Annotated in this window: 6 protein-coding genes and 3 pseudogenes; 8 read left to right on the top strand and 1 reads right to left on the bottom strand. The window is 39.7% G+C overall.

The features are described from left to right. The first annotated feature begins 386 nt into the window (after window positions 1-386). From QUA01_RS26945 to epsE, 7 genes and pseudogenes are all read left to right on the top strand, one after another. Window positions 387-2,071: pseudogene (locus tag QUA01_RS26945) on the top strand (IS1634 family transposase). 58 nt (window positions 2,072-2,129) lie between these two features. Beyond that, window positions 2,130-2,399 (top strand): transposase family protein, encoded by a 270-nt coding sequence (locus tag QUA01_RS26940; protein ID WP_333093581.1) that lies wholly within the window; start codon window positions 2,130-2,132, stop codon window positions 2,397-2,399. Between the two features lie 5 nt (window positions 2,400-2,404). After that, window positions 2,405-2,575, top strand: coding sequence for a transposase family protein (locus QUA01_RS26935; RefSeq protein WP_333093582.1), 171 nt, complete (start codon window positions 2,405-2,407; stop codon window positions 2,573-2,575). Window position 2,576: 1 nt separating this feature from the next. Continuing rightward, window positions 2,577-3,281 (top strand): annotated as a pseudogene (locus tag QUA01_RS26930) (ISL3 family transposase); the annotation flags it as partial. Window positions 3,282-3,913: 632 nt separating this feature from the next. Further along, window positions 3,914-4,927, top strand: coding sequence for a glycosyltransferase family 2 protein (locus tag QUA01_RS26925; protein ID WP_333093583.1), 1,014 nt, complete (start codon window positions 3,914-3,916; stop codon window positions 4,925-4,927). Between the two features lie 47 nt (window positions 4,928-4,974). Further along, window positions 4,975-6,270 carry a glycosyltransferase family 4 protein gene (locus QUA01_RS26920; RefSeq protein WP_333093584.1) on the top strand — a complete coding sequence of 432 codons (1,296 nt, stop codon included), beginning with the start codon at window positions 4,975-4,977 and terminating at the stop codon, window positions 6,268-6,270. 43 nt (window positions 6,271-6,313) lie between these two features. After that, entirely contained in the window at window positions 6,314-7,558 is a 1,245-nt protein-coding gene (gene epsE, locus QUA01_RS26915; protein WP_333093586.1) for an exopolysaccharide biosynthesis GT4 family glycosyltransferase EpsE, read from the top strand. 429 nt (window positions 7,559-7,987) lie between these two features. On the opposite strand, the pseudogene QUA01_RS26910 reads toward epsE, so the two are convergent. Next, window positions 7,988-8,711: pseudogene (locus QUA01_RS26910) on the bottom strand (IS1 family transposase). A 278-nt stretch (window positions 8,712-8,989) separates the two neighbouring features. Between QUA01_RS26910 and QUA01_RS27555 the strand changes: the two are divergent. Then, a partial coding sequence (locus tag QUA01_RS27555; RefSeq protein ID WP_442921597.1) for a DUF4277 domain-containing protein occupies window positions 8,990-9,128 on the top strand: 139 nt, incomplete at its 3' end.

Genomic DNA, 9,128 nt, shown 5'->3' with positions numbered 1-9,128 from the left:
GTCATTAGACAACCATATCGGTGCTATCTGGTATTTCATCCATCATTATAATGCATCATTACTTGTTTAGCACTACCGGGGCAGCGTAGGCGGATTGAGGGGGTAAAAGTGAATCATCCGAGACCATCATGAGTAGAAATACTCAAGTATCTCGGTCACTCAGCATTACCCAGTAGTCTATTCTGGAAAATTGAGGTGAGGGCGTGAGTTAAATCTGATATCAGTTAAAATTGCGCTCGGTAAAAAACCAACTTTATTACGTATCCGTAAGGCGATCACAGCCGCGAAAAAGCGTTAATTGCGATCGCTCTTCCGTAACCAATCATCACCAAAAATAGTGTAAACTGGCGAGATGGATGAACGCTCAAATCAGGATTCAGCAGCCCATGCAGAAAGCATCCCAGATAAAAGTAGAAAACCTAGATCATCTAGGCTTGATAGCCGGTCTAATTGATGAAATAGGAATTGTCCCAAAAATCAATGAATTAATAGGCGAATAACCGGGCGAAATAGTCAGTCCCGGCCTGATAGTTAAAGCCATGATTATTAATGGATTAGGGATGGTTGCGGCCCCATTATATTTATTTTCTAAATTTTTTGAAGGGAAAGCAGTAGAACATTTACTTGGAACGGGGATTCAAGCATCACATTTAAATGATGACCGTTTAGGGAGAGTATTAGATAAGTTATATTTGGCAGGAATCACAGAAATATTCACAACTATTGCCCTGTCAGCCGCTCAAAAATTCGACATAAATACCGACACATCTCACCTCGACTCAAGTTCATTTCATCTACATGGCAAATATGAACAAGAATTACCATCAATATCTTTTGAAAGGACAGAAAAAGATCACAATCAGTTAGATAATTCATCAATCAATCATCAAACATCCCCAGTACCAATTCAGATTACCTACGGTTACTCTCAAGGGCCAAGCCCCGACTTAAAACAGTTCATTTTAGACCTAATTTGTAGTGGAGACGGAGATGTGCCACTATTTTTACGAGTAGCTTCAGGAAACGAATCAGATAATTCCATATTCGCCTCAATTTGTCAAGACTTTAAAAAACAATTAAATCTCGACAGTTTAATGGTAGCTGACAGTGCATTATATAGTGCTCCCAATTTAGAAATGTTAACCAATTTAAGATGGTTAACTCGTGTACCACTCAGTCTGAAACAAGCACAGCAACTGGTATCTCAATTAAATGAATCAGAATTTCACGGCTGTTCTGTGACGGGATATCGTTGGTCAGAACACAAAAGTAATTATGGTGGAATTACACAAAGATGGTTAGTAGTAGAGAGCAGTTTGCGTCGTGATGCTGACCAACGTAAGGAATGAAAAAAACCTCAAAAAAGCTGAAATTGAGGGTCAGAAAAAGTTGCGAGAGTTATCAAATATTGAATTTGCTTGTTCGGCAGATGCCTCCGCAGCAGCAAATCGTTTATCCAAACAACTAAAATATCATAATTTAACCCAAATTACCTGCGGGGAAACTACAGTAAAACCCGCTACGGATTCGACCATTTCTCATGATAATTCTAGCTCTACCTTGACATTTAAAGTTCAAGCAAAACTAGAACTAGATGCGAATGTGGTAGCCCGAATAACCAAAGCTAGTGGCAGATTTATCTTAGCTACTAATGTGCTGGATGCAGAGCAATTAAGTCAGAAGTGAAATGATTGTAAAATATAAGGAACAGCAGTCGGCAGAGAGAGGGTTTGGGTTCCTAAAAGACCCGCTATTTTTTACGGATAGTGTATTCCTCAAATCCCCAGAAAGAATCGAGGCTTTAACTTTAATAATGGGTTTATGTTTGTTGGTTTATACTTTAGGTCAAAGGTTACTCAGGCAAAACTTGCAACTCAGTAATAAAACCGTAAAAAATCAATTGGGCAAAGGAACAAATTGACCTACTTTGCGCTGGATATTCCAAAGTTTTCAATCAATTCATGCGGTTTGTATTCAAGGAATTCAGCAAGTTTCTAATTTGACATCGGAACGGTTGGTCATATTAAGTTTATTTCCAGTCACCTGTCGGTCTTATTACTTTTTGTTGTGAAATGAACGGCTCTCCTGAGTTTGTGGTGTAAAATGTACCTACTAATACATTTACCGTTATGAGCTTCCATCTAGACTATCTATTAGCCTTGCCTGGAGTCAGGGTTGAAACTTGTACTCAAGTTGAGGGAAAAATTTTCTTGGGACTGAGCATTTTATCAGAAGGAATTGTTTGTCATCATTGTAATAATCCTACCGAAAAACTGCATCAAAATCGACCAATTTTAGTAAGAAATTTGTCGGTTTTTGGTCGTCCTGTATATCTAAAAATCCCACGACGGCAGTTTTACTGTCCTAACTTACTCAACGGTATCCAACAGAAAAATTAGATTTTTTGGACGTTAAAAGACGGCATACTCAACGATACGAACAAAATATTTATGAGCGTGTTAAACAATCGAGCCTGGAGCAAATTGGCAGAGAAGAAGGACTGAGTTATGACGAAATAAAAGGAATATTTGAGCAGGTAAACACCCTAAAAAAAAACGAATTGGCAACGGGTTAAACGAATTGGTCTGGATGAGATAAGTATGCGAAAAGGTCAAGGAAATTTTGTGACTGTTGTGAGTGACCTGGGCGAAGGTAATTTAATTGAGATGATTGATTCTGATCGCTGTGAAGAAATCATTGAAGTCCTGATGCAACAAGCAATTGAGGTTCGTGAACAAGTTGAGGAAGTCAGTGTTGATATGTGGGGAGGATTCCCTAAGGTTATCAAAAAAGTATTCCCAAATGCCAAAGTTATTATTGATCGTTTTCATATGAAAGTAGTTAATAAAGACTTAAATAAGTTACGTAAAGCAGCCGGAATAACAGATAGGCAAAGTAAATATTTATTATTAAGTAATCGACTAAAATTAAATCAAGACCAGATTGATAAATTAGAAATGACACTAGGAAAATCCGAATGTTTGCGAATTGCGTATGAGATGAAAGAAAAATTTAGAGAAACATATGAGACTAATTTGACGGTACAAAAAGGGCAGAAGAAAATCAAAGAATGGCTAAATCATCCACAAGTATTTTTTAGAGAAGCTGCATCAACAATTGAGAATCATTTTGAGGGTATTTGCAACTACTTTCTTCATCGCATAACAAGTGGAGTCATGGAAGGAATCAACAATCGGATTAAGTTGATAATGCGGCAAGGGTATGGTTTTTCTAATTTTAATAATTTTAGGAATCGCGTATTAGCTTGCTTTTCTGATTAGATAAACTTATAACCATAACTTCAGGAGAGCCAAATGAACTCGATTATTGATTAGTTAACCTGACTTACATTTAAATATTTTTTGATTCAGCAGTGATGTATTATTGTCATAATGCGGGCGATATATGCTGGAAATTAATAGTTATTAATTGTCTGATTTTTGACTTTCAATGGGTTAAGAAGATTGAATTAATGCCCTCATGTCAATTTTTAGGAATCCCTAACAGAGTGATGATCTCGTTGCACAGATTTTTGAGTGTTTTTACTCACGCTCGATCTCGGATGATTCACTTTTATCCCCTCAATCTGCCTACGCTGCCCCTTGGGGGTGCGGAATGTGGGTTACAGAGTAAGCCCTGCCATTTTTTACGCATTTTCTGAAACTTAGGGCTGAACTCAAACATTGAAAAAAGAGTCCAGTCTATAGCCCGCAAGGGTTTCGGAGACTCGACTAGATATAAAACTGTCCGAAGTATTGCATTAAGGGAGTGGATAGGTTTTATTTTTCATCCTCATTTTTTCCTTAACGGTAGCTCTAGTTCTTCTGAAAGCCACCGTTCTCATCTTTATTTAGTCTAAAGTCCAGTAAAATATTAAAGGAACTTCTCAGTAGTCGAATTCAAGAGGTAAGACTTGAAAAAAATTGGATTAGTAGCGATCGGACGAAATGAAGGGCAGCGCCTCCGCCAGTGCCTAGTGTCGGCCACAGACAAAGTTGCCCGCGTCGTCTACGTCGATTCCGGCTCAACAGACGGCAGCCTAGAGTTAGCCCGATCGCTCGGAGCTGATACAGTAGAACTAGACTTATCTATACCGTTTACCGCAGCCCGCGCCAGAAACGAAGGCTTTGCCCGCTTGCTGGAACTAGCACCAGACATCGAATTTGTCCAATTTGTGGACGGTGACTGCGAAGTAGTTGATGGATGGCTCGATCGCGCCTACAGCGAACTCACAGCCAAACCCGACTTAGCAGCAGTATGCGGGCGGAGGCGAGAACGATACCCCAAAGCAAGCATTTACAACCAATTGTGCGACATCGAGTGGGATACCCCCATCGGCGAAACCAAAGCCTGCGGTGGCGACTCCATGATGCGTGCCACAGCATTTCAGCAAGTCGAAGGTTTCAATCCCGCACTAATCGCCGGCGAAGAACCCGAACTGTGCTTGCGGCTGCGCCAAAAAGATTGGAAAATCCTTCGCTTAGACGCAGAAATGACCCTGCACGACGCGCAAATGACCAGTTTTGCTCAGTGGTGGAAGCGCGCTCAAAGAGCGGGTCACGCCTACGCCGAGGGAGCCTGGATGCACGGCAGCGAACCAGAGCGCCATTGGGTCAAAGAGACCCAAAGTACCTGGTTCTGGGGATTAGTCTTGCCAGTGTTAGCCTTGACAATGGCATGGCCGACAAAAGGCTGGAGTCTGTTAATATTGAGTGGCTACCCCTTAGCAACCTATCGCACCTATAACTATTATCTAAAGCATCGGGATCTCACAACTCAAGAGGCAGCCATCTACGCTTTCTCATGTGTATTAGCCAAATTTCCCCAGCTACAAGGTCAAATCCAGTTTCACCAGCACCGATTGCTGGGGCAGCAGAGCAAGTTGATCGAATACAAAACAACCAACTCTATTAATTCAGCAAGCTAGAATTACAGCTAATTTCCCAGAAATTTTACCCCCTGATTAGCCAACAAATGAGCGATCAAAAATTAAAAATTCTACTAATTGTAGAACAGTGCAATCCCGAATGGGCATCAGTACCTTTGGTGGGCTATAACTTTTTTAAAAATATCAATAATTTAGCTGATGTAACCCTCATCACCCATATTAGAAATAAATCAGCTCTCGAAGAATACCCAGAATACGAAAATATTGTCTACCTAGAAGAAGGAAAGTTAACAAAACAATATTATAAAATAGTCGCAAAAATTACCGCAAACGGGCGAGTAAATTGGCCTCTTTATAATACCTTGAGTTACCCAATCTATGAAGAATTCAATCAGCAAGTATATCAAAAATTTAAAGGTAAAATCCTCAACGGAGATTATGACATAGTTCATGCAATTACGCCCATGATGCCGCGGTATCCGTTTAAGGTAGTCAGTGTTTGTCAGCAGACTCCTTTTATTCTAGGCCCTGTGAATGGGGGCATTCCCTTTCCCCCAGGTTTTCAAGAAACTGCAAAACAAGAATTTGCTCAATTCAACTTTTTGAGAGCAGTTGGTCGAGCATTAATTCCAGGTTATGTAGACACTTACAAAAAAGCAGATAAAATTTTAGCCGGTTCAACCTATACTTTAAATATGCTAAAAGATTTGTTTGCAATCCCTGACCAAAGAATTGATTTGTTCTATGAAAATGGCATTTCGGAGGAATTTTTAAACCAGACAAATATCCCTATTAAAGATGTTAGCCATATCAATCTGCTTTTTGTGGGTCGATTAGTGCCTTACAAATGTGCCGATATTGTCATTGAGTCTATTGGGAAATTAGACCCGGTAATTCAAAGTAAAATCAGCTTAACTATAGTAGGAGACGGCCCAGAAAGAAATAACTTGGAAAACCGAATAAAGAAGCTTGATTTAGGGGAAATAGTTAGCTTTGCCGGATGGGTAAATCAACAAGAAACTCTGGATTATTATAGGAAAGCAGATATTTTTTGCTTTCCTTCGATCCGAGAGTTCGGGGGCGCAGTGGTAATGGAAGCTATGGCTTGCGGGCTCCCCTGCATAGTTGCTAATAACGGCGGTATTGGTGAGTACGTGAATGAAGAAACTGGTTTTAAGATCGAGCCGATTTCGAGAGAGTATCTCACACAGGAGTTGACAAGTAAAATTAAGCTGTTAGTCGAAGACGATCGGCTGCGGGAAAGTATGTCAGCTAAGGCGATCGAAAAAGCCAGAGAATTTGCCTGGGAAAACAAAGCGATAAAAATCGTCGAGATTTACGAAAAAATGCTCGGCGATAAAAGTGTTAGTGCATCGACATAGTAGATAAATATCCTTGAATTAAAGATTATAAAGCAGGTAAGAAATGAAGACCAAAATTGGATACTTTATTCCACAATTTCCAGGACAAACACACATCTTTTTGTGGCGTGAGCGACAATTTCTTGCAGAACTTGGAATTGAAACAGATTTAGTATCAACTCAACCGCCCCCCAGAGCGATCGCTTCTCACGTATGGGCAGAAGAAGCTCAAAAAAACACTATCTATCTATTTCCTTTTGCTGCGAAAGATTTTATTAATTCATTCCTAGAGGTTCTCAAAGCAGGTCCCGCTGCATGGTGGCAGTGCCTCGCAGTTATTGCCAAAGCGAGAGATACATCGTTATTTGAAAAAGTTAAACTCTTAGCACTGGTTTTGGTTGCTGGGAAATTAGCAAGGTTAACAAAAATAAAAGGTTGGTCTCACATCCACGTTCATTCCTGTGCTAATTCCGCCAATATAGCCTTATTTAACTCAATTCTTACAGGCTGTACTTACAGTATAACTCTTCACGGGCCTACTCTAGAAGTGTACGGGTCTAATCAGGAACAAAAGTGGAAAAATGCGGCTTTTGCGATCGTCATATCTCAACTGCTTCTCAATGATGTCAAAAATAAATTAGCAAACTTTCTTCCGAAACAATTAGCTGTTGCTCCCATGGGAGTTAATATTGCAGAAATTAAACGCAGCAGCCCTTACAAGCCTTGGCAAGAAGGAAGTCCGTGCAAGATTTTTGCTTGCGGTCGCCTCAACCCGGTGAAAGGTCATAAATACTTGATTGAGACTGTAGAATTGCTGCGAAATCGGGGATTTGACGTGAGGCTGCAAATTGCAGGCGAGGATGAACAAGGGGGCAGCGGATATCACCAAGAGCTACAAAAAATCATTGAAGATAAATCGATGTCCGAATGCGTGGAGCTAATTGGGGCTGTTTCGGAACAGCGAATTCGCCAAGGTCTAGAAGTAGCTAACGTTTTCGCTTTGGCAAGTTTAAATGAAGGAGTTCCGGTTGCTGTGATGGAAGCAATGGCGATGGAAGTGCCATCGGTTGTTACTAATGTAGGTGGAACTTCTGAGCTAGTAGATGACGGCGTGGATGCTGTATTAGTTCAATCAGAAAAACCCGAAGAAATGGCAGATGCGATCGCCAATATACTGCAAAATCCCGAACTTGCTTTGAGCCTTAGTCGGGAATCTCGGAAAAAAATTATGGCCAAATTTAGCCACGGCCGCAGTGCAGAAACTTTAGCTCAGTGCTTGGAAAAAGTGGGAATAACTAACCTGTCTTAGTTATGCCAAAGAAAAAAATTAATCTCTGATTATATAAATCGAGTTGATTCCCAAACAAGTGATGTGAATTGTAATTGTTGCTCAAAATGCTTCAACTAAGTTCGGCGGTGAGTCATTGCTGCCGCTGCACTATTTCCGAATACTTCGATCGCGCAAAATAGAGACTTGGTTAGTGACGCCCGCACCCAGGCCGAACTCTAAGCGATGTTTCCCGAAGAGTGCGATCGAATGCTTGAAATTTATCAACAAACCGTAAAAGATAGCGGCCGCTAAGGAGCTGCTTTCCTCTGTCTGTCGAGCTGTAGCCCACATCCCGCAGATATTTAGACAAGTTTAATAGTTTTAAATTTGTCGGCATAAATACATGGGTAGTGATAAATATGTAGTGATTAGATATTCGGTAGTGATAAATATGTAGTGATTAGATATTCATTGGCTCAAAACATAGTTGTAATGATGAATAAAATACCAAATAGCACCTATATGGTTTTCTAACTTTTTAGAAAATGAAATAGTCTTTCTTACGAGCCGAGAAACACGTTGGCGCAAAGTATTATTAAATCTTTCAATGTGATTAGTTTTTCCACTGTCTTTACCAACTGGCTGATGCCGTAGCGAAGGAAAAATACAAGCATAAGCCTGCCAAAAATCTGTATAGCAAACAGCACATTGTCGATATACAGGAGGTAGAGAATTCCATAATTGTTTGGCTCGTTCTTCGCTACGATCGCCAATATAAACACCAATAATTTCTCTGGTGTCTCTATCCATTGCGGCGCCACACCCATTGCTTATTTTCTTGGCAATCTACAAATGACCACAGTTCATCACATTCAACATTCAATCTGACTTTTTTTTAGGTTTAACCTTTACTGTGCGTTCGATTGAGGCATATTTATTATTTACGTAATCCTGTAACCATTTTTGAGAAACACCCGTGCTTCTAGCTATACCAGCCAAAGAAATCTTCTCCAAAAGAAGTCGAACGATTAAATTTTTCGTTTCTGAGGTAATTACTTTGTTTGTCGGATTTTCGACTTTCTTGGCGGCCGCAACTTTGACATTTGTATTTGGGTTCTTTATTGTGAATTCTACCATTTTTAACTATGTGAGTTGAACCCCAATTAGGGCAATTTGGTCGTAAGGATAGCATATTATGTGACTAAATTAATCTGGGCAGGTATCAAAGATTTCAGCAATAATTTATTATAATAGCATAACTATAACTCAATCTACATTCAAGCGCGTAAAGAAATATTAAAATCACAAAATTTGATTCTATGAGTTATAAAAGTATCCTATGTATTCAATTACTGTAATTAAATCTCACTACATATTTATTACTACCCATACATGGAATAAATATATAGCAACGGTCTCAACTATTTCCAAAAGTATATAATAGAGTCAGGAACACAGGTGTAAAAAATCATGAATCAGCCCCCAGTCGAAATAAAAGTCCTCAACATAGATTATTTAGGAATAATAGCGGGAATTATCGATGAAATGGAACTGGTAGAATTAGTGAATAAACAAATCGGTATCAAAGAAAAAGAACTCCTAACTCCCG

The sequence above is a fragment of the Microcoleus sp. S36a_B3 genome, from assembly GCF_036700745.1.
Taxonomy (GTDB): domain Bacteria; phylum Cyanobacteriota; class Cyanobacteriia; order Cyanobacteriales; family Microcoleaceae; genus Microcoleus.
The sequence above is the reverse complement of the archived record's forward strand: the minus strand, read 5'-3'. Positions and strand labels throughout refer to the sequence as shown.

Excerpts from the sequence above, each read along its gene's own strand:
- QUA01_RS26940 (WP_333093581.1), top strand. The coding sequence starts at position 2,130 with ATGAGCTTCCATCTAGACTATCTATTAGCCTTGCCTGGAGTCAGGGTT.
- QUA01_RS26920 (WP_333093584.1), top strand. The coding sequence starts at position 4,975 with ATGAGCGATCAAAAATTAAAAATTCTACTAATTGTAGAACAGTGCAAT.
- epsE (WP_333093586.1), top strand. The coding sequence starts at position 6,314 with ATGAAGACCAAAATTGGATACTTTATTCCACAATTTCCAGGACAAACA.